The organism is Agaribacillus sp. DX54, from assembly GCF_056858335.1.
Genome location: NZ_JBXEQE010000010.1, coordinates 1 through 19,033, shown reverse-complemented (window position 1 = coordinate 19,033; position 19,033 = coordinate 1). Strand labels below are relative to the sequence as shown.

General features: G+C 42.2%; 21 protein-coding genes and 1 pseudogene. 4 read left to right on the top strand and 18 right to left on the bottom strand.

Translation table 11 applies throughout. From position 1 onward, the window contains the following. Nucleotides 1–79: 79 nt before the first annotated feature. The 5 genes from AC04NP_RS12820 to AC04NP_RS12800 form a co-directional block, all read right to left on the bottom strand. A complete protein-coding gene (locus AC04NP_RS12820) occupies nt 80–1,297 on the bottom strand; it encodes an ABC transporter permease (RefSeq protein WP_482860156.1) in 1,218 nt (405 codons plus the stop codon). Next, nucleotides 1,294–1,920 (bottom strand): ATP-binding cassette domain-containing protein, encoded by a 627-nt coding sequence (locus AC04NP_RS12815; protein WP_482860155.1) that lies wholly within the window; start codon nt 1,918–1,920, stop codon nt 1,294–1,296. The genes AC04NP_RS12820 and AC04NP_RS12815 overlap by 4 nt, the downstream gene beginning before the upstream one ends. 260 nt (nt 1,921–2,180) lie before the next feature. Then, a complete protein-coding gene (locus AC04NP_RS12810) occupies nt 2,181–2,354 on the bottom strand; it encodes a hypothetical protein (protein WP_482860154.1) in 174 nt (57 codons plus the stop codon). Beyond that, on the bottom strand, nt 2,351–3,319 hold the full coding sequence (locus AC04NP_RS12805; RefSeq protein ID WP_482860153.1) for a hypothetical protein: 969 nt from the start codon (nt 3,317–3,319) through the stop codon (nt 2,351–2,353). The genes AC04NP_RS12810 and AC04NP_RS12805 overlap by 4 nt, the downstream gene beginning before the upstream one ends. Before the next feature lie 359 nt (nt 3,320–3,678). Further along, nucleotides 3,679–7,383: a carboxypeptidase-like regulatory domain-containing protein gene (locus tag AC04NP_RS12800; protein ID WP_482860152.1), complete on the bottom strand. Its 3,705-nt coding sequence runs from the start codon at nt 7,381–7,383 to the stop codon at nt 3,679–3,681. Nucleotides 7,384–7,793: 410 nt separating this feature from the next. Here AC04NP_RS12800 and AC04NP_RS12795 point away from each other — a divergent pair, with 410 nt between their 5' ends. Then, complete coding sequence (locus AC04NP_RS12795) at nt 7,794–8,249, top strand: Lrp/AsnC family transcriptional regulator (RefSeq protein ID WP_482860151.1); 456 nt, start codon at nt 7,794–7,796, stop codon at nt 8,247–8,249. 24 nt (nt 8,250–8,273) lie between these two features. On the opposite strand, the gene AC04NP_RS12790 is transcribed toward AC04NP_RS12795, so the two are convergent. From AC04NP_RS12790 to AC04NP_RS12780, 3 genes are all read right to left on the bottom strand, one after another. After that, complete coding sequence (locus AC04NP_RS12790) at nt 8,274–8,630, bottom strand: nuclear transport factor 2 family protein (protein ID WP_482860150.1); 357 nt, start codon at nt 8,628–8,630, stop codon at nt 8,274–8,276. Between the two features lie 133 nt (nt 8,631–8,763). After that, the gene (locus AC04NP_RS12785) at nt 8,764–9,684 is read right to left on the bottom strand and encodes a DUF4249 domain-containing protein (protein ID WP_482860149.1); all 921 of its coding nucleotides are present in this window, start codon (nt 9,682–9,684) and stop codon (nt 8,764–8,766) included. A 39-nt stretch (nt 9,685–9,723) separates the two neighbouring features. After that, nucleotides 9,724–12,114, bottom strand: a complete 2,391-nt coding sequence (locus AC04NP_RS12780; protein ID WP_482860148.1) for a TonB-dependent receptor — start codon at nt 12,112–12,114, stop codon at nt 9,724–9,726. A 722-nt stretch (nt 12,115–12,836) separates the two neighbouring features. Here AC04NP_RS12780 and AC04NP_RS12775 point away from each other — a divergent pair. Then, nucleotides 12,837–13,049, top strand: coding sequence for an addiction module protein (locus AC04NP_RS12775; protein WP_482860147.1), 213 nt, complete (start codon nt 12,837–12,839; stop codon nt 13,047–13,049). Between the two features lie 223 nt (nt 13,050–13,272). Here the strand turns inward: AC04NP_RS12775 and AC04NP_RS12770 are convergent, their stop codons facing one another. The 3 genes from AC04NP_RS12770 to AC04NP_RS12760 all read right to left on the bottom strand — a co-directional run bounded on the left by AC04NP_RS12770 (nt 13,273) and on the right by AC04NP_RS12760 (nt 14,067). Beyond that, nucleotides 13,273–13,401 carry a hypothetical protein gene (locus tag AC04NP_RS12770; RefSeq protein ID WP_482860146.1) on the bottom strand — a complete coding sequence of 43 codons (129 nt, stop codon included), beginning with the start codon at nt 13,399–13,401 and terminating at the stop codon, nt 13,273–13,275. 113 nt (nt 13,402–13,514) lie between these two features. Next, on the bottom strand, nt 13,515–13,847 hold the full coding sequence (locus AC04NP_RS12765; protein ID WP_482860145.1) for a DUF5615 family PIN-like protein: 333 nt from the start codon (nt 13,845–13,847) through the stop codon (nt 13,515–13,517). Next, nucleotides 13,831–14,067: a DUF433 domain-containing protein gene (locus tag AC04NP_RS12760; protein ID WP_482860144.1), complete on the bottom strand. Its 237-nt coding sequence runs from the start codon at nt 14,065–14,067 to the stop codon at nt 13,831–13,833. The genes AC04NP_RS12765 and AC04NP_RS12760 overlap by 17 nt, the downstream gene beginning before the upstream one ends. 80 nt (nt 14,068–14,147) lie before the next feature. Between AC04NP_RS12760 and AC04NP_RS12755 the strand changes: the two genes are divergently transcribed. Then, the gene (locus tag AC04NP_RS12755) at nt 14,148–14,501 is read left to right on the top strand and encodes a helix-turn-helix domain-containing protein (protein ID WP_482860143.1); all 354 of its coding nucleotides are present in this window, start codon (nt 14,148–14,150) and stop codon (nt 14,499–14,501) included. Nucleotides 14,502–14,510: 9 nt separating this feature from the next. Here the strand turns inward: AC04NP_RS12755 and AC04NP_RS12750 are convergent. The 5 genes and pseudogenes from AC04NP_RS12750 to AC04NP_RS12730 all read right to left on the bottom strand — a co-directional run. Continuing rightward, nucleotides 14,511–14,762: pseudogene (locus AC04NP_RS12750) on the bottom strand (RHS repeat-associated core domain-containing protein); the annotation flags it as partial. Nucleotides 14,763–15,405: 643 nt separating this feature from the next. Next, on the bottom strand, nt 15,406–15,627 hold the full coding sequence (locus AC04NP_RS12745) for a hypothetical protein (RefSeq protein WP_482860142.1): 222 nt from the start codon (nt 15,625–15,627) through the stop codon (nt 15,406–15,408). A gap of 281 nt (nt 15,628–15,908) precedes the next feature. Continuing rightward, the gene (locus tag AC04NP_RS12740; RefSeq protein ID WP_482860141.1) at nt 15,909–16,115 is read right to left on the bottom strand and encodes a hypothetical protein; all 207 of its coding nucleotides are present in this window, start codon (nt 16,113–16,115) and stop codon (nt 15,909–15,911) included. Nucleotides 16,116–16,498: 383 nt separating this feature from the next. Beyond that, entirely contained in the window at nt 16,499–16,849 is a 351-nt protein-coding gene (locus tag AC04NP_RS12735) for a DUF5615 family PIN-like protein (protein ID WP_482860140.1), read from the bottom strand. Then, the gene (locus tag AC04NP_RS12730; RefSeq protein ID WP_482860139.1) at nt 16,846–17,079 is read right to left on the bottom strand and encodes a DUF433 domain-containing protein; all 234 of its coding nucleotides are present in this window, start codon (nt 17,077–17,079) and stop codon (nt 16,846–16,848) included. Before AC04NP_RS12730 ends, AC04NP_RS12735 begins: the two co-directional genes overlap by 4 nt. A gap of 187 nt (nt 17,080–17,266) precedes the next feature. On the opposite strand from AC04NP_RS12730, the gene AC04NP_RS12725 reads away from it, so the two are divergent. Then, nucleotides 17,267–17,605: a helix-turn-helix domain-containing protein gene (locus tag AC04NP_RS12725; RefSeq protein ID WP_482860138.1), complete on the top strand. Its 339-nt coding sequence runs from the start codon at nt 17,267–17,269 to the stop codon at nt 17,603–17,605. A gap of 68 nt (nt 17,606–17,673) precedes the next feature. Here the strand turns inward: AC04NP_RS12725 and AC04NP_RS12720 are convergent, their stop codons facing one another. Both AC04NP_RS12720 and AC04NP_RS12715 read right to left on the bottom strand, forming a co-directional pair. Next, nucleotides 17,674–18,069, bottom strand: a complete 396-nt coding sequence (locus AC04NP_RS12720; protein ID WP_482860137.1) for a hypothetical protein — start codon at nt 18,067–18,069, stop codon at nt 17,674–17,676. 2 nt (nt 18,070–18,071) lie between these two features. Continuing rightward, the coding region (locus AC04NP_RS12715; RefSeq protein ID WP_482860136.1) for an RHS repeat-associated core domain-containing protein at nt 18,072–19,033 on the bottom strand (962 nt) is incomplete at its 5' end.

Sequence of the window (19,033 nt, the reverse complement as noted above, 5' to 3'; positions counted from 1 at the left end):
TTGAGGGTGAGTGTGGGTGTGAGCATAATCTTTTATGTTTCGGAGGGACAGGATATGGGTAGCATGGGTGTTCAGAAACCTAAAATTTTGAAAGGGTACGGGAGATGTTGAGCCTGATGGCTTGAAGCACAGGGATCAATGAGGCGAGGAGGCCGATGGACAGCATAATGACTAACAGATAAAATTCAGGCATGGTGAAGGACAAGGGGAGAGATTGCAAGGTCAAGCCCTGGGGAAAAAAGCGGACGATGACTGTGAGGCCTGCTTTACTTAGTAGTAAACCCAATAGATAGCCGGAAAAAGTAATAAACAAGCCCTCCAGTAAAATAGTGACAGCAAGCTGATTTCTTGAGGCTCCATAAGACCGCATCAGGGCGAGCTCGGGTTGTCTTTCTTTTAAACTATTGAAAAGACTGATAAAAACACTTATTCCAGCGACAATCATTATGACTACTGCCACGCTATTGATAGTGTCGATACCGACACCCATCAGATTGATCAGTCTTTTCAACTCATAAGACGGCACAGCGGCCTGCATGTTGGTCTGTGTATTGACCCACCTGGGCAATTGCACCACTCCCATAGGGCTGCGAAACTTTATCAACAGGGCTGTGATTTCCAGGTCAGGAAGTTTATGATCCGGGTGGTCTTCCGATGTTTCTTCATGGGAATCGACTTTTTTATGATTGTGCACCTCCCAAACACTTTGCAGGTTTGTCAGAATTAGCTGATCCAACACGGTATTGGTCGTTTCAAAAATACCCACCACTATATATTGCGTATCGTCATGGGCTTCTCCACCTTCTACGAGGCCATGAGCGCCGGAAAATTTGTCTCCTATCTTTAATTTCAGGTTTTCGGCAACCTCGCTACCCAGGTTGGCTTCGAAGTTAGCTTTCCTGAGGTCACCTGTCTTTAAACCGGCATTGTACAATCGGTCATAGGTTGTATCCGTACCGACAATCCTATAGCCGTTGTAACTATCACCATACGATAAAGGTATGGCTGATTTTACAAAGCGGTTTTTACGAAGTTTTTCAGCCTCTGCCAATTTGATGTTTCCTGTTGGGGCATCGATGTGGAATACTGCTGAAAGAATAAGTTGCAGTGGGCTGCCCTTGGCCCCTACTACCATATCGATTCCTTTAATATTTTTGTCCATCTGGCTTTCAAAATCCTGCTTCATCTGAAGGACAAAGGTGATCAACCCCACACCCAGCATGATTAAAATAAGGCTTAACAGGGTCGATAGGGGCCTGGCCAACAGGTTTTTCCAGGTTAGTTTAAACAAATTCATAGCTGGAGATAGTTTTTAAATTCAGACTTCAGTCGTTGATCGTGTGTAATGACCACCAGATTAGCTCCCGTTTCTTTAGCGCGGGATTTTAGCAAGGTGGCTACTGCGTGGCAGTTTTTATCATCCAGACTGGAGGTTGGTTCGTCGGCCAGGATTACTTTAGGGTCGTTGATGACGGCCAGCGCAATGGAAGCTCGCTGCTGTTCGCCCTGGCTGAGGTGATAGGTTTTACGATGGCCCTTGTCTTTTATTCCAAGGCTGTCCAGTACCTGGTCTATTTTTTTCCGGTCAGCCTTGATCCCCGCCAGATATTGCAGGAGCAGCAGGTTTTCAATCAGTGAGAGGGAGCGGACAAAATAGGATCTTTGGAAAACAAAACCCACATTGTTACCGCGAAAATGGTCTAATTCACGCGGATTAAGGCGTGTGATTTCTTTGTTGTTGATAATAATTTGTCCGGATTCCGGGGTTAACAACCCTGCCAGCAAATGCAAGAGGGTGGTTTTTCCAATACCGGATTCCCCTAAAATTATGAGGTTTTCAAAGTCGGGCAGGTCAATGTCCGGAAACCTGAAGGCAGTGTGGGCGTTGTATGCGTATGCTAATCCAGTGGTTTGAATCATTTGTTTTTCTGAAAAATCACATGCCACTAATTCCTGTCTGAGTCAGCCCGCATGTGGGTCAAGTATAAAAGCTCCGTAAAAGTATAAGAAAAATAAAATAAAAAAGTTTATTCCTGTGCGAAACCTTTTGTGACAATGGTATAAAAAAACCCCGGCACTGTGCCGGGGCTGGATTCATTACAAACATATGGTTTGTAACTTTCGCTACTTAAACAAAAGCATAAAAGAGATTATCGACTAAGTCAACTTACAATTAACCCTTAATTGGCATTTATCAATTTGCCAACCAATCCCACATCACTTGTAATCCCGGGATTACCTTTGTAATACACGGCACCTGCTCCTTTGATCGTAACGGCAAGCTTAACACTCACATTCACTTCAGCCAACACCGCTCCGTTCGATACAATCACCGGCATGATCGTCGTGATCATGCCCCCCGAAAATTAAAACCAAAAGCGAAAGCAATATCTTTGTACGCCTCACTGATGTCCATGACGGTCGTTTCACCATTTTGTATAATCTCTACGAGGTAGTCGCAATCGCCATGGCCGTAGTCGATGACCATTGAATCATTGTTTACCGAATCATTGTTAACAACAAGTGTCTCCACCCCTTCCACAGGTGCATAAATTCCCTCTTCTATGCAAGCCAAAGTATAAATTAAGGCCTCGTTAATAGTAACCTGATAACGGTCACCATTGGAAGAAGACAGGTCGGTAAACCCTGTTAAAACTATTTCCTCACCGTCCAAGCTACTGGTCATATCTGTCTCCAGGGAGTAGGATCTTCCATCGTCCCAGGAGACTTGCAGGTTCTCGGACCAGCTAACGACAAAGCGCTCCGAATTCAATGTGTTCAGGGCAAAACTGGCGGACCTGGTGCCATCGATGCTTACATCATTAAAAGAAAAGAAATCATAAACGGTCTCCTGCACCAACGAATCACCGGTGAACGTAAATGTTTCGGAAATCTTCCCTTTCAAGAGGTTTCCATGTTCCTCACATCCGGTTTCACCGTGATCAATAGTAATCGCTATCGTGCCACCGTTCAAAGATATGTCAACGGCGGCACAGGATTCAAACCACAGCGAATCGGTCAAGTTTCTGGCATTTTCCAGGTTTGTTAACCCTTGTCTGAAAGCCCTGCCATTCAGCCCGTTTCCGCCCTCAAATGGCATGATTCCCGAACCCATATTTCTGGCGGCCTGTAAATGGGCATTGATCTTTACGTAATCCATGACCACCGCCTCCGACTGTTCCGTACCAAGCGACAAGCTATCATTACTGCCGGGACTATCATCATCGTCGCATGCGGCAAGCAGTATTAGAAAAACTCCATAAATCAAAAAGTATGTTAAGCAGCGAAATACATAATTGACAGATGGTTGCTTTTTCATGTCTTAAATGATTTAAATGTTTGTTCGATTGGTTTTGGTCTTCAATTAATGATACACCTGATCATTTATTTACCCTCCTGTCAATTAATAATTAAAAAGTAAACCCATCTTAAGTGGGGGTTGCACAACGTTTTTTTCAAAAATAATGAAAGCCGGCGCACTCCACTCCGCTAAACAAGCGCCAGCTTCTTTCGTTTCTTTTGTTATACGATGTGCAACCCCCACGTCCGCTCGCACTACTGGGATAAGAATGTGCTTGTATTTTTATTTATTGGCGAACCCCTCTGTGTCTCTTTGTGTCTTGGTGCTACGATAACGTACGCATTCAAGACGTATGAAAGAATGGTTTGTGGCAAGGTTTAATCTTTGATAACCTCAAACGCCACTCCGGGTTTTCCGTTTTGGGAAATGCCTTCAACGACAACCTGCATGGATGTCTCGGCGGGCAGGTAAAAAGAGACATCGGCATTTCCGTTTTTGTCGGTGGTAATGGAGGGTAGCCAGTAAATCAGGGCGGAATGTTTTACAGCCCTTTTCGGGGAATCTTTCACAACGTATTTAGGTTGATAAAATGTTTTGACCGGCTCAAATCCCTTTTCCTGGATGTATACCACATTGCGATCCCGTAATTTGGGTCTTTTTCCTTCTTTGTTATCTTTTGTGTTAATGATAATAACACCATTCCTGCCTTTTGATCCATAGGCGGCGGCATTGAACCGCTTCAGCACTTCAATACTTTCAACATCAGCAGGTTTAATCCATCCCACCAACTCACCGATACTTATCGGGCCATTGATATTGTCAACAGATAAGCCAACATTGTCATTTAACCTGCCGGTGGCCTGGTTACCGGCTACATTGGCAGGCCTGCCGGAAGTAGCACCGTTTAACTCCAGGCCATTGACAATCACAAGGGGCGTTCCCCTTCCGTCGATGCTAAGCGCGGTATTAGCACCGGTACCAATGGCCCTTATGCCCGGAACATTGTCGGCAATCATCCTGAGAACATTTGTATACGCATGACTGATCTTTTCCGGGCTTATGACAACTGCATTGGTCAGCCCCGAACTATTGTCATTAATTCTGCTACCTTGCACCGTCACCTCCTCAAGCAGATATTCCGCGTTAATGACATCATCATTTTGTTGCCTGATTAATTCGTTGCCAAGAACGCTTTTCACTTCTTTATCAGCATAAACCCTGCCACCGTTAAAATTGCTCAAAGGCCTCTTCTCCTGTTCCCAAACCACATGGGCCGGCACTACCCTGCCCCTTTCATCCACGACTTTAAAAATCAGGTTGTCGTACATATTAAATAGCAACCCTTCAACAGAAAATATTCCAAAATTATCGGTCCTGGACACCGCCGAGAAATTGGAATTTTCATTAATACTCAGCAGTACCACTTCATGATCCACCATCGGTTCCTTCGTATAAGGGTCACTGATCGCCCCTTTAATGCTAATACCTTTTTCAGGTGCCCAGTAATTGGAAAGTGCCCCCTTTTTTAACACCTCCAGCCATGGAAATTTCCGCCAGCCGTGTGTCATCATCACCAGATCCAGGGAATACCGCTTCGATTTGCTGGGATCGACAAAAAAATAGCCCGGATTTTCAATAAAACCTTTCAGATCGGACTCAAGCAATAACTGGCTCAATAAATGACTTTGATTTTTGTCCCGCAAAACCTGGCCGGCATCTGTCACTGCCAACGAGATATTGGCCTTCACCGGCCTACCTTCCTCATCCTGGGTAAATATCCTCATCCGGACCTCATCCTGCCCTTTCATCGGTATCTTTTCCAATTGAAAATCAACGTTAAACTCTGATTCCGTATTAACAAAAACCACCCTTTCGGCCCTGGGTTTTTTATCAATATCAAACAGGGTGAGGGTAAAAATACCGGAGGGCAATTGATTTTTAGGGATCTCCAGGTTAACCATACCGTTCTCCATATGGTATTTCTGGCGGAAATAAACATTGTTTCTGGATTGTCCCACCAGGTAAAACGGCGCCTGGTGAAGTTCGGGGCTGGCCTGGACCCTGACCTTGATGCTTTTTTGATGGTTGTTTTTGACCAGCAAGGTATATCCACTGTCCAGGGGAACGGGCAGGTCGTAGGTGATTGCCGAGCCCTTAAGTAAGGCCTGGTAACGGTGGCCTTTTTCAGGTTTCAGGTAAAATAACCCCATACCTTTGTAAGCACTTTTGAAAAAAGTGAGTGCCTTTCCGGTTTCGTCGATGATGGTTCCTTCTATGGCCCTTGCCTTGCCATCTTTGCCAATGGCCTTGAAGGCAATCTGGGAAGTGATTCCATATACGGCATGCCCTCCTTCAGGAAAAAACTGAAGATCGATTTCAGGATCCGGTAGTACAGTATTGTTTTCCGGTTTTGACTGCGCACTAAGCTCCTCCCGGGCATTATAAATGTTTATTTTTTTGTTGAAATAAAAGTCTCTCGGGTGATTTCTCATCCATTGGGTATAAGCCCGGATCAGATAGGTGCCGGAAGGGAGGTCTTTAGGGATTACAAGCTGTCCGGTGGCCAGCCCCTGCGAAAGTTCGATTTTCTGCGTTTCTATAGATTTTCCTCTTGGTCCCAGAAAATCAACGTGCAACACCCTGTTTATGCCTGAAAGGTACAAGCCATTTGCATGCACAGCGTAAGCGGCAAACCACATTTTTTGGCCTGAGGCATAATATGGTTTGTCAAAATGAAGATAAACTTTTTCGACCGGACTGTTGTACTGATAATTTTTTACTTTTAGTAACATGTTCTGCAAAAAAAGCTCATTGCCAATATCTGTTTCATTCAGGGCTATTTGTTCAAGACTATTCAGATAAATGGTGCCAAATGCCTCATCCTTTTCAAAAGAATTAATAACCGCTTCCTCTACAGGAGTTCTTTTAACAATAGGATTATCCTGCCAAAACCTGGGGTCATAGCCTACCAGGTCAAGAATATCCCTGTCGTTGTTTTTATACTTCAGCCTGCCCCCGAGCTTTTTGTTTTTCCGTAACGGTTTGTAATATTCATAAAAAGTCAAAAAAGATTGTGAATGCACCGGATACATGAAAACCCCATCTATGTAATAGTCAAATTTCTGATCAAATTTCACATAGTCCAGCAGTATGTTGTCAAGGGAATCACGCTTAAATGCCGTTTCATATTTTATGTTGAGGTTTTTAAAGCTACCCTTTTTATCCGTGAGCCGGATGATTGGTAAGTGATCGTCCCGGAAACTGCCGTCTACCTTTAAAACATCGTGTGTATCGATATCGATATACAAGTCACCGGTGAAACAGGGCCTGCTGATACCCTCTTTGGGTGTAAAGGTAACGATACCGATTTTATGGTCATCCACTTCAATGATATCTGATAAATATAGATCAAAGATTGTCTCGGTATCCTTGAGTAAAGGCAAATAAAGATCCGTAGTCAATGGCTGAATTACCGGGAATATTCTCGATAGCAGGGTAAAGTTTCTGTTCAGCAACTGATCCTCCCGCTGGGCGTATCGGCCTTCCTGCACCTCCCAGTCCAGAATGCCATTGCTGTTGAATTTTACATCGTAGAAGATCTCCATCAATTCTACGTATGCGCTGTCATTTTGGGATTTTTGTCTGTAAAAAGCCTTTCCAAAGTGAGGTTTAACGGAAGACCTTATGGTCCTGTCCAGGGCACCTTTCACCAATTCAATGGCGAACTTGTCCATCTTTTTGTCTTTAATGACAATTTCCTGAAGCACCGTCGACGCCGGTTCTAAGTGAAAGATCAGCCTGCCTTGTGACAGGATCTGGACGGTTTTTGGCTTGTAGGCTATGTTGGAGATGATCAGATTGACGGGGAGTGAATCCACTTTCAGCAGAAATTCTCCTTCTTCATTGGTAAAAGTGCCTTTATCTATTGCTGAAGTCAGAACATTACAAAAAGGCACCGGTTCATTGGTAACTTCGTCAAGTACTTTACCGGTTAAAATGATGTCCTGTGCTGTGGTGCAAAAAACTATTAGCGAGACAACAGAAAGCGCTGTCAGGAATTTCCAAATGGATTTATTCAACATGGGTTTGTTGCAATGCTTTTAACCTCCCTACCTAAAATAGTAAATTTTTGAAAGAAAAAGATTGAAATGACAGTTTTTATAATAAAAACAAAAAAAATAATAAAAAAGCACTGAAGTTACCTACAGTGCCATAGACAGGTTTGTTGTTCAAATATTAATCTGGGATATCTATTTGACCTATTCAAATACTATATCAGCCAGTGGGGTACCTTTGATACTTATCCCATGAAAGTTACCAAAAGTCAAGGCCATCGACGAGTACGGCCTCACTACAAATTAAATTAATTTAACCCTATTTAAATCAAATTACAAGCCTAAAATTATGATTTCCTCATTAATAATGTCAATTTTGCTTTTTAAGAATAAAAAATAAAGAAGTTTGACATTGAGTATGTTTTAATTCAGGTCATATGGAAAAAATTGACACCATCGATAAAACCATTATCAAAAAATTGATTACCAATGCACGCATAGCCTATTCTCAACTGGCAAAAGAAATCGGGGTTTCCAATACACTGGTACATAAGAAAGTTAACCGGCTCAGGCAACTGGGGATTCTGAAATTTCCCGCGTTTATACTCGATGCAAAAAAGCTGGGCTTTTCGACCGAAGCCTACACCACCATTAAACTGAATAATCCTAAAAATGTGAAACCTGTCATCAGGGAGCTGGAGAAAATCCCGGAAGTCATCAGTTGCTCGAATATAACGGGTGAATATACGTTGATCATCCGAATTTTCGCCCGGGATAATAATAAACTGAGAGAGGTGCTTTATAATAAGATTCACCTGATTTCAGGCGTTATCAGCACCGATACGGTGATATCTTTTGAGACATCATTTGAAAAACAGGTTCCGATCGAGTAGCCCGGACCGGAAGCCCCGGATTTGCTAAGCGTTCTGGTAATAAAACCTTTCGTGCACAATTTTGTCATCTTTCCACTGCTGGACAGCCACCTGTTCCATATTGACACGGTTGCCGTCTTTGAAGGTAGCGTCCATGGAGACTTCCAGAAATACAATGCCATTATCCTCATCAGAGGCCAGTTTTTTCACTTCCATGCCGTGAAACTCCTGTACAGAGTTTAGAAATTGTTCTTCATGGGCACGGCAGGCTTCTTTGCCTTCCCTGGTTCCCATGGGTTCGGTCATTACTACGTTTTCGTCATAATATTGGTCAAAAGCGCCCAATAAATTCCCTTGCAGGATCTGGTTGTAGATGTCTTGTGCTTTTTCTTTGTAAGTCATGGCACTTTATTTTAGGGGTTTAAGCATGTATGTATATACATGATTTGTAATAAAAGGTTTCAAGACTCAAGATTTTATTTTTTGCACCCGGCCAACACCCTGAGCAGCTTATTCCCCTACCACCGTTTCACCATTATTCCAGCCTCTTTCCGTTTCCCTGCACAGCAGCCACATTAAAGAAGCCTACAACACCCTTATCTCCGTTGGTATGAGTAAGGTTAGCAGGCACATTGGCCAATGGATCGGCAAAGAGTTCGGCAAAACCACCAGGACGATTGGTTTGTATGGATACCTCGTTGAGAAAATCAAAAGCAACAGAAGTAATTGAATGGATCTCGACAAATACCGAATCGCCCGGCCAGTAAGGTGACAGTTCATCGCCATCCTCATTTTCGTCATCAGGATTGATACCCGCCCGTATAGGCGGCAGGAAAGTCACCCCATCAAAATCACCCTCAGAAAAACCGGCATCAAAGGCAATATTGATATCACCGGGTAAATTGAGGAGCTCACCGTTTTTGTAGGCTCTGATCCAGTAAGCATCACCCGGTCCTTCGAAGTCCCTCGCCCAGAACTCCGCAATGTATGCATCGGGTTGGAAGATTGTTTCTTCCTCGAAGGTAAAGGTAACACTATCTATGACAGGCACACGATTCATCCTGGAAACAGCCTGATAGATATCCCCACCGGTTTCTACGGTTAGGGTATAATCATTACCTATTTGCCCGAATGTGGGCGTATCAACAGTAGGTGACCAGACATACTCACCATTACCACGTTCGGTAAAAGTGTAAATGGTGCCAGCATTGTCCCTGATACTTACCGAGGCTCCTGTAATCTGCGGTGCATCTTCCCTCGCAAAGTAAGACTGCGTCACCGAAAGTAAAATTACCTGATCTTCAGGCTTATCATTGATCCAGGCATCCACTACCAGCAGCGGTTCACCCTCTCTCAAATCCACATCGATTTCATCCTCACAACCCATCCACACACCACTCAAAACCATCAAAAATATCACCCCAACCTTCATTCCAACGCCTCTTTTCATTGTCATTTTAATTGTCATTTTCATTTTAATTTAATTACCCCAAGATCAGAACTGAAAATTATACGATATCGCCGGTATAATACTACCAATTACGGCAAGCCTTGTAGCGCTGCCTGTCCACGGCTGATTAGGATTATTCCTTTCATTGCTTTGCGAAAAATAAATCGAAAAGGCATTACGCCGGGCATAAACATTGTATAATGAGATGGTAAGATAGTCTTTATTCCTCCGCTCTTTGCCACGTCTTACCCGTCTCATATCATACCTCAGCCCCAGATCGAGCCGATGAAAATCAGGCAGCCTTACATTATTCCGGGAGTTGTCATTGTTATGGGGGATCAGCATATCCTGAATAACAAAACCCGAGGTGGGAAAAGTTACCGGAGTTCCGGTAGTGTAGGTAAAATTGGCGGAAAAAGACAATCTTTCTGTAAGCTCATAAAAACCAACGAGCTTCAGGTTGTGGGTTTGGTCAAAACGAGTGGGATACCATTCGCCTTCATTGATACCCTCTACCTGTAGTTCTGTCCTTCCCAGTGTGTAGCTCATCCAGCCGTTAAATTTTCCTTTGTTCTTTTTCAGGTACAGTTCCAGTCCGTAGGCCCTGCCATCGCCACTTAACAGATCACCTTCCAAAAACTCATTCAAAAGCAAATCCGCCCCATCGATGTATTCAACCTGGTTTTGAGTGTTTCTGTAATAAACTTCGGCCGAGGCCTCATAGGTATTGTTTTTGAAATTCCTGAAATAACCCAGCGTAAATTGGTCGCCAAGCTGCGGCTCCAGGTTATTGGATGATGGCACCCAAACGTCCAGCGGATTGCTGGCAGTCGTGTTTGAAATCAGGTGAATATATTGCACCATCCGGTTGTAACTACCTTTGACAGAGCTGGTGGTATTGAGTTGGTATTTAAAAGAAAATCGCGGCTCCAGGTTGTTAAAAGACTCCACCACTTCACCGCTGTCAAAAACCTGCGGGCTTACGGGTTGTCTTCTCTGCCCTGGCGGCGCCTCGTCATAATTGTAGATGGTGCCAGGTCCAAAGTAATGAAACGTTGAGAATCTCAGGCCATACTCGAGGGAGAGCTGTGGGTTAATTTCCTGCTTATTGCCAATGTAAACCGCTGACTCCAGGTTATACTTATCCTCAATACTAATATCAACCGCATCGCCGTTACTTACTCCCAATGCCTCGGCCGGCTTAAAATTGTAATAGATAAACTGGGCGCCAAAATTCACCTCATTGAAATTGTTGATAAAGTAGGTGAGGTCGGATTTCAAAATATAATTCTGCACATTTGATTGCCAGGTAAACTTGTCGAGCTCATCGTCCCCGAACTGCAGCTCATAATCATAATTGCTGTAAACGGCAGAAAAATTGGAAAACAACCGGTCATTAAACAAATGGTTCCATCTTAGTGTGGCTGTTTGGCTTCCCCAGTTGATGCCCTGTTCAGCATCAAAGGAAAAATTGTCCCTTCCCAGATAGCCTGACAGGTACAGCCTGTTGTTTTCATTCAGGTCATAATTTGTTTTGAAGGTGACATCATAAAAGTTCAAAGAGGCATCATCTTCCAGAAAGGGCCTGGCGAGTACATCGATGTAAGACCTCCTGGCTGCCAGGATAAACGATGATTTATCCTGCACAATAGGCGCTTCGAGGGCCAGGCGACTAAAAACGGTGCCGATACCTCCTGAAGCTGAAAAGCGTTTACTGTTGCCTTCCTTCATCCTGACATCCAGCAGGGAGGCCAGCCTTCCTCCGAATTGCGCCGGAATAGCGCCCTTATACAGTTTCGTGTCTTTTACTGCATCGGGATTAAACACGGAGAAAAACCCAAGCAGGTGCGAGGAATTATAGACCGGGGCTTCATCCAGGAGCACCAGGTTCTGGCCAATATTTCCACCCCTGACATTAAAACCGGCGGCCCCCTCTCCCACTGTACTTACACCGGGCAGCAACTGTATGCTTTTCAACACATCTACTTCACCTAAAAAGGCCGGTAACTTTTTAATAGTCTGGATATCCAGCTTGTTTGTGCTCATCTCCACACTTGAAATGTTGGCATCATCCGCTTCCTCGGTTACTACAATCTCCTCAAGCTGTTTACTGTCAGACCTTAGCTCTACGTCTTCGCGCACATTGGCATTGAGCGATATACTTTTTGCCAGGGATTCATAGCCAACAAAGCGGTACTCGAGGGAGTAGTCACCCGGTGGTAACGTAATTGAATAAAAACCATAAACATTGGTGGTGGTGCCTCCTGCAATTTCGGTTACATAGACGGTAGCGCCGATCAGGGCTTCCCCATTGGCAGCATCTTTTATATAACCATTCAAAGTAAACTTCTGCTGCGCAAAGGCAACAGTGCTATGTAAAAGTGGGAAACATGCAAGCAGCAAAACAAGTTTTTGCTTCAAAAGAAATTGTATCATAAAATAAATTTTGAAAATTTGAAAAGAACTGGAATTGTTACATGTCAACAAAGCAAGAGTTTATCTCCCCACTATAAAATAAACTCCGGATTAAACCTGGGTTCTAGGTAATCAATACTTATTGACCTTGTTTAAACGACGGCCAAATATAGTTATTGTATAACAACGAAACAAAAGAATTGTTGAGTAGGAAATAATAATGTGAGATAGTCACAGATAGGAAGTCCTTGCCACCAAACAGGTTTTTAACCGTAACTCTGGTACCGTAAAATATTGACATTAAGGTTTCCAATACCTGCCGGGCACAGCTTATAAAAGAACATCCTGTGCTGCAATAGCACCTTCAGGCAAGATAACATTTTTCTTTCAGTTGGTTTTCTATTGAAAAAGAAAAGCTAAACCAAGTTCCTGAGGACCACGCTAACCTTTCCCACGGACTAAAGCTATTTTACATAAGGCTGCGTTATATAACTCTTAAATTATCATCAGCCTTTAATCCCGGATATAAGATCATGCATTCTAGCCATACACTGATGGCTTTGCTATATGCACTTTAATTGACTATTTTTGTATGAAATGGTAGATTTAAATACCCTGAAGTGGATTACGATGAACTCAGAAAGTCTTATAAAGGAGTTGGGAAAACAGAAAGATGATTTATGTTTTTCTTGATTCTTCTATCATCAAAAACAAATTGCAAGGCCTTTTAAATAGCATTAAATATGAAAGAAATAACCCTTAAAATACCAGACAATAAGTTTGACTTCTTTATGGAGCTTATCAGGCAATTGGGTATTGAGGTGTCCCAGAAAATAGAAATCCCCGAAGAACATAAAACCATCGTAAACCAACGTATTGAAAAATCCAACCAAAACCCCGAACGGCTCTCTGACTGGGACGAGGTGCAGGATAATTTCAGGCAACTTATTTACTAAATCTGTGAAATTATCGAGACTACTGGGGGGAACTAAAAAATCAATATTACTTTTAGTCCCTTTTTCTTTACCAATAGGTAATTTAGATCCTGGATTTCGTCTGCTTCCCTTAGCTGCTGATCCAACTACCTCCAATGGTCTACCGGCTTCATCTACTACATTTTGTATTTTGCGAACTTCAGATTTGGTTAGATCACCAGATTTATTTACTGCTTTTGCAACTTCATAGGTCTTTCAGGACGGGGAACTCCTGTTTAGCCCTGGCTACTTCCTGATCGGTAAGTTTGCGGCTATGACCGTTGTCGTCGTTGTGGATGGCCGAGCAGTCTTTGTACCTGCTGATGTAATACATAATGGATTGATTTTAAAAGGTTGAACAACATATTTTAAAAGAAAAAACAGAAAAAAGAAAGCACTCAGCGCAGGCGGGCGCGGATAAACGTTGGTGGCTTTAAAAGTACAAGATTATTGTGGAAGGCTTATTTCAATAACGCCCCGCTTAATTTGCGGCGGTAAATGGCTTTCTATTGCTGGAACATAATTCACCAGTGTCTGGTAGCGGTTATCACTGCTTAACAAAACCATTACCACCACATCAAAGTTATCCAGGTTCTGTTGATAAGGTAAATGCCTGTCAGCAGTGACCAAAATAGTATAACCCCGGGAGGACATAGTGGCCAGTAATTCCTTATCCTTCAAGGAACCCCAACCTTCATCGGTTACTGTACCTACACTAACAGAAGAAGAAAAACGGTATTTTAAACGGATGGGAAGGTTTTCGTCAAGCAGCAGTTTCATTACCGGTTCCAGGTGCAGTTATGGTTAAAATCGACTCAGCTATGGATAAAACTTTCAGGGCATGCTCCCTGGATACCGAAGGAAAGTCCTTCAAAAAATCTTCTATGCTTTCCCCTGCTTTCAGGTAATCAAACAGGTTTTTAACCGGAACCCGGGTACCATAAAATACAGGCGTTCCCCCTAATATGTCTGGCGATATGGTAATTAACTGATCTTTCATGATTAATACTGCTTCGCTAAGATAAACATTTTTGCCTTTTTTAGCGAATACGCGGAGTTTATCTTAGCTGTCCATTGAAAATGGCAGACAGATCAAAGTGCAGAGAAGAAAAGGGATTTTCTCAGGCCGAACTTGCTAAGCAAATTGACGCTTATCATTCCATTATTGGAAAGTATGAAAGGGATGAAGTAAAGCCCGCTATTGACGTGGTTAAAAAACCAGCTGATGTGTTGGATACTACCGTGGGGTATCTCTTGGGGGAGACCGAAGAACGCGAGCTTTTAATCGGAACTTCCTCTTGTCCCGCCGAACTGATCAACTATTTCTCCTTTACGTTCACCCTTCCTTTGTTGTCTTTGTGCTTTTTTTGCTCTCCTTTCTTCTTTTCGCTGCGCCCTACGTCTTTTTCTTTCTTCCTTTCCTTCACCCATTAACCCTAATAGATCGACAAAGTCTATTGGGTTATTAAAACTAAAATTATACGAGTTAATACCCGGAATTAAACCCGTCAAAGGATCAACTTGCATGAACCTACCCAAAGCAGGGTCATAACCCCTGAAAACCATTTCATAATTACCAGTTACATCGTTTAGTTCAACACCATTGAACTTATAGTCTTGACTTACAGCACTTTCTCTCTGATAACTATTCTGCTGGATAGCCAGCCCGAACGGATAATAGTCATCAGCACTGATGATCGGGCTTTTGGTATGCGTTACCTTAAAATCATCAAAGAACGTTTCTATTAAACCTACTCGGGTTTTTTAGCTTCACCAAAGCTACCGGCACAGCTTGTATAAGAACTTTCAGTGCCTTTATAGCACGTGGTAACAAGATAACATTTTTCTTTCAGTTGGTTTTCTATTGAAAAAGAAAAGCTAAACCAAGTTCCTGAGGACCACGCTAACCTTTCCCACGGACTAAAGCTATTTTACATAAGGCTTTGTTATATAACTATTTGAAAAGTGGATTGATTTTGAGCCGTTGGTTATATAATCATTATCTATTCACAGCCATGGGTACATGGGGCTTGAATAGCTTGCAATTATTTTTTTAGTTTATCGGGATCTTGGCGTGTATCAAACAAAGTCACCACCTCTATTTCTTCTGGCGTAATTCTATAAAATAAGCTCGCCTGTTTGGTTACTACACATTTATACAAGCCCCTGACCTTCATTGATTCGGGGCAGCTTTGAGGGTAAAGAGATATTTTCGCAATACTTCTGTCCAGCTTTTTGATAAAATCATTTTTAACTCTTGCTGACTAATTGTCTTCCAAATATTCCAATAAATCCGATAGCTTTTCTTTCGCAGTAGAGGATAATACTACTTTCTTACTCATTTTCTGTGTTTGGACATTACTTTTTCATAATCATGTTTCTGGCCATTGTCCAGCTCCTTCATCCCTTGCTTAAGTTCTTGCCTCTGATCCTCGGTAAGATCGTTCCAAAAATCATTTTCCGTTGCTTCAACAAACTGCTTAAGCTTTTCTATCAATCGAATGTCCTTTATCTGGGTGATATATTCTATGAGCGAGTATTTTTCTGCTTGTATGTCCATGACCTCATTTTTTCACTTTGTACTATTCAAAGATAGCAATTTTTTTAGATTTTTTGGTTTTAAAATGGGTATGGTACCACCAAAAATATTTAGACTAAAAAGGCAAGGGCAGATAAAACCATATCAAAAGCAGCTTACCAAACGGTTAGTATTCAATAAACCAAGTTTGGGTGTCATGAAAAGGAATCATTTACTCTATACCCGTATTTTTGCAAATATTCTCTCGAAAAAGGTTTTTTGTGTCATAAATATTGCAACACATGACATCCTTTGGCGAAAAATCAAGAGAATGCAGAGAAGAAAAGGGATTTTCTCAAGCCGAACTTGCTAAGCAAATTGACGCTTATCATTCCATTGGCCGCATCATACATCCTCGCCCCGTAATCATGCCAGTTTAAACCAAGCTCCGGCTGCAGTTCCTTACCATTATACTTGTACCGTTGATCAACACCACTCTCCCTCTGATAAGCATTCTGCGCAATCTGCAACCCAAACGGGTAATAATCATCCGCTGAGATAATAGGAGACTTGGTATGGGTTATCTTAAAATCATCAAAGAACGTTTCTACTAAACCTACACGGAGTTTTTAGCCCGGGCAGACGCTGACGCGCACAACCTGTAAAAGAACGTTCGGTGAGCTCATAGCACCTGACAGCAAGATAACATTTTTCTTGCAGTTGGTTTTCAATTGAAAAAGAAAAAGGTCAACATTCCGCATCCCGAAGGAAGCCTGTCGGTGAGTAGCCGGCAGAAGAGTAGGCAAAAAGCAAGGGCGTGGCGCGGCTGACAGCGCAAAGCCTGGAATGCAGCCACACCGCTTTACCTGCGTGATATGGAAAAAGGACGGCTAGCTTAGCGGGATCGCTTGCGTCATTTCAGCGAACGAATGCGTATTTTTTTAGCGGTTATCGTCGTAAATTTACTGTATAAATCCTCATTACGACTCTCCATTAACATTAGTAAATGATTTAGTATTAAACTTCTATCCTGGTATTGATAACGTAACAAAATAACACTGATGTGCTTTTCATTATGGGCATAAACCCATTCCCCAAAATCCTTGTCCTCTGTTAAAATAATCCTGGGTGGGTCTTTGGATAACGCTATTACTTGCTCGTCCGCAATGCCTGGATGATTTTCTCTCACCGAATATACTTCTTTACCCTTCGAGCGAAGATAATCGATAATATGAGCATCAATGTTCTCGTCTGCCAGGATCACGAGGCTTTGGGTATGATCACCTCCTCATTAGCTATTAAATCAGAAGCAAATGTCAAGGCCGCATATATATCTTCTTTTGATAATTGGGGATAAGCCTTAATTACCTGCTCAATAGACAGCCCTTCGGACAACTTTCTTAGTATCAACTCAACTGTAATCCTGGTGCCTTTTATCACCGGCTTGCCTAACATGATCCCCGGGTCTATAACTATTCTATCTGTGTAATTCATAAACTTGTTTCGTTATAATTGCTTAACGCAACTAATTTAATCATTTTTAAAGTTTTTTTAATTCATTTCACCAGCCCCGCATTTAAATGAACTTGTAACAGGTGGAAGCAATTTCGCAAGATAACATTTTTCCCTCATGTGAAATTTCTGTGAAAAAAGGTTTTTTGTACCATAAATATTACAACACATGACATCCTTTGGTAAAAAATTAAGAGAATGCAGAGAAGAAAAAGGGTTTTCTCAGGCCGAACTCGCCAAGCAAATTGACGCTTATCATTCCATTATTGGAAAGTATGAAAGGGATGAAGTAAAACCCACTATTGATGTGGTTAAAAAACTGGCTGAGGTGTTGGATACCACCGTAGGATACCTTTTGGGGGTAACCGAAGAGCGCGAGCTTTTAAAAGACCCTTCCATGCTCAGGCGATTAAATGACATTGCCAGGTTCCCCGAAAAAGATAAAGCTTGCATCCTCTACGCCCTCGATGCAATGATCAATAATGTAAAGCTTAAGGCTATTCAATGAAAAAAACCTGGCCAATGAGACCAGGCTTTTTGCCTTATATTGTTGTTTTTTTTAAAACACCTTCGTATTTAACCAAACAAATATGGCTCCTGTAAGTCTGGAGAATGAGAGGGGCGTCTTTTATAAATCTCCCCCCATCCAATTGTTTCTAATTCTTTTGATCTCATTGTTGTTTCTGTAACAGGAGGCAAATGATTAGATAATATGCGAGCGATATGTACGAAACACGGAAATTTTGGAAGAGGGTGCATGTTTTCACCTTTATGTCTTGGTGTCAAAATCAAATAATTAATATCCTCACCTCCTAACCCAAAGTTTTGCCCAATTACAGAAGGATTTACTTTAACTAACCACGCCTCTTTAGATTTAGGTTCTATGACAATTTCTCTTAAAACTTCAAGTTCACGTATTTCCGTAAATTGATAACTATCTAAAGATGATAAATAATACTTTTTGTACTCCATAACTAAAACTCTGGGTTTACTCCTGAAACTCTCTGTATTTTCACATTCTCAGGGTCTATGATAAATTCACGAACCCCTTTTCCAGCATTACCGTCTAGTGGATCTGCTAACTTCCTTTTGATAATATGCTTATTTTTAACCGTCCCCTCAATAACAAAGCGACCTGTATTAGTAACTCCACTTGCTCCTCCGGATGGTAGACCTGCTGCATCTCTAAAATTAGCTACACTTTTTGGATTATCTGGAGTAAAAGAAAAACCTTTGGCTTTAGCATCACCTCCAAAAACTCGAAATACCTTAACTGTTTTATTAGCTTTTATAGCTGTGGAAACAGCCTTTGTAGCAGCCGTCGTACCTTTTGCACCAATAACAGCCCCTGCTATTTCTCCAATCACTTCACCACGCTCGAGTCCATCTCCGCTAATCAGGTTATCGACTCCTTGTTCTATGGCATTTCCAAGTGCTGCGCCCGTTTCAAAAGAGTTCGTACCAAGAGCATTATCTATTGCCAAAGAAGTGGCCGCATTACCTTGCGAAGCTCCTAATAACGCCAAATTACCCAAACCTTTCGCCGTCTCAATAGGATGCGTAACAGCATCTATTAAACCCGTCACATTATTCTCAAGTCCTTTTAATATCCCCAATGAATGAGCTCCAACTCCACTAGGATTTACAACAGCATCTGCTGCTAGCCAAGGAAATAAATTCAACTCGGCTCCTTCAAGTTCAGTACCAAGTCCTAGTTTATTTTCTGCAAAAGCATAAGGGCTGTTATAAACATAATCGTCAGAAAGCGGATCAACCTGTAGGAATCTTGCAATAGCTGGATCATGGGTTCGGAACCTAAACATATCCCAGTCTAAATCAAGATCAAACTGCCTTTCTTGACCTTGGTACTTGTAGTTCTGATCGGTCGCTCCTTCCCTCTGATAAGCATTCTGTGCTATCTGCAACCCAAAGGGAT

Excerpts from the sequence above, each read along its gene's own strand:
- AC04NP_RS12765 (WP_482860145.1), bottom strand. The coding sequence starts at position 13,847 with ATGAAACTGCTGCTTGACGAAAACCTTCCCATCCGTTTAAAATACCGT.
- AC04NP_RS12790 (WP_482860150.1), bottom strand. The coding sequence starts at position 8,630 with ATGACTTACAAAGAAAAAGCACAAGACATCTACAACCAGATCCTGCAA.
- AC04NP_RS12730 (WP_482860139.1), bottom strand. The coding sequence starts at position 17,079 with ATGAATTACACAGATAGAATAGTTATAGACCCGGGGATCATGTTAGGC.
- AC04NP_RS12720 (WP_482860137.1), bottom strand. The coding sequence starts at position 18,069 with ATGGAGTACAAAAAGTATTATTTATCATCTTTAGATAGTTATCAATTT.
- AC04NP_RS12725 (WP_482860138.1), top strand. The coding sequence starts at position 17,267 with ATGACATCCTTTGGTAAAAAATTAAGAGAATGCAGAGAAGAAAAAGGG.
- AC04NP_RS12785 (WP_482860149.1), bottom strand. The coding sequence starts at position 9,684 with ATGACAATGAAAAGAGGCGTTGGAATGAAGGTTGGGGTGATATTTTTG.
- AC04NP_RS12805 (WP_482860153.1), bottom strand. The coding sequence starts at position 3,319 with ATGAAAAAGCAACCATCTGTCAATTATGTATTTCGCTGCTTAACATAC.
- AC04NP_RS12795 (WP_482860151.1), top strand. The coding sequence starts at position 7,794 with ATGGAAAAAATTGACACCATCGATAAAACCATTATCAAAAAATTGATT.
- AC04NP_RS12770 (WP_482860146.1), bottom strand. The coding sequence starts at position 13,401 with ATGTATTACATCAGCAGGTACAAAGACTGCTCGGCCATCCACAACGAC.
- AC04NP_RS12780 (WP_482860148.1), bottom strand. The coding sequence starts at position 12,114 with ATGATACAATTTCTTTTGAAGCAAAAACTTGTTTTGCTGCTTGCATGT.
- AC04NP_RS12815 (WP_482860155.1), bottom strand. The coding sequence starts at position 1,920 with ATGATTCAAACCACTGGATTAGCATACGCATACAACGCCCACACTGCC.
- AC04NP_RS12755 (WP_482860143.1), top strand. The coding sequence starts at position 14,148 with ATGGCAGACAGATCAAAGTGCAGAGAAGAAAAGGGATTTTCTCAGGCC.
- AC04NP_RS12775 (WP_482860147.1), top strand. The coding sequence starts at position 12,837 with ATGAAAGAAATAACCCTTAAAATACCAGACAATAAGTTTGACTTCTTT.
- AC04NP_RS12760 (WP_482860144.1), bottom strand. The coding sequence starts at position 14,067 with ATGAAAGATCAGTTAATTACCATATCGCCAGACATATTAGGGGGAACG.
- AC04NP_RS12810 (WP_482860154.1), bottom strand. The coding sequence starts at position 2,354 with ATGATCACGACGATCATGCCGGTGATTGTATCGAACGGAGCGGTGTTG.
- AC04NP_RS12800 (WP_482860152.1), bottom strand. The coding sequence starts at position 7,383 with ATGTTGAATAAATCCATTTGGAAATTCCTGACAGCGCTTTCTGTTGTC.
- AC04NP_RS12745 (WP_482860142.1), bottom strand. The coding sequence starts at position 15,627 with ATGGACATACAAGCAGAAAAATACTCGCTCATAGAATATATCACCCAG.
- AC04NP_RS12820 (WP_482860156.1), bottom strand. The coding sequence starts at position 1,297 with ATGAATTTGTTTAAACTAACCTGGAAAAACCTGTTGGCCAGGCCCCTA.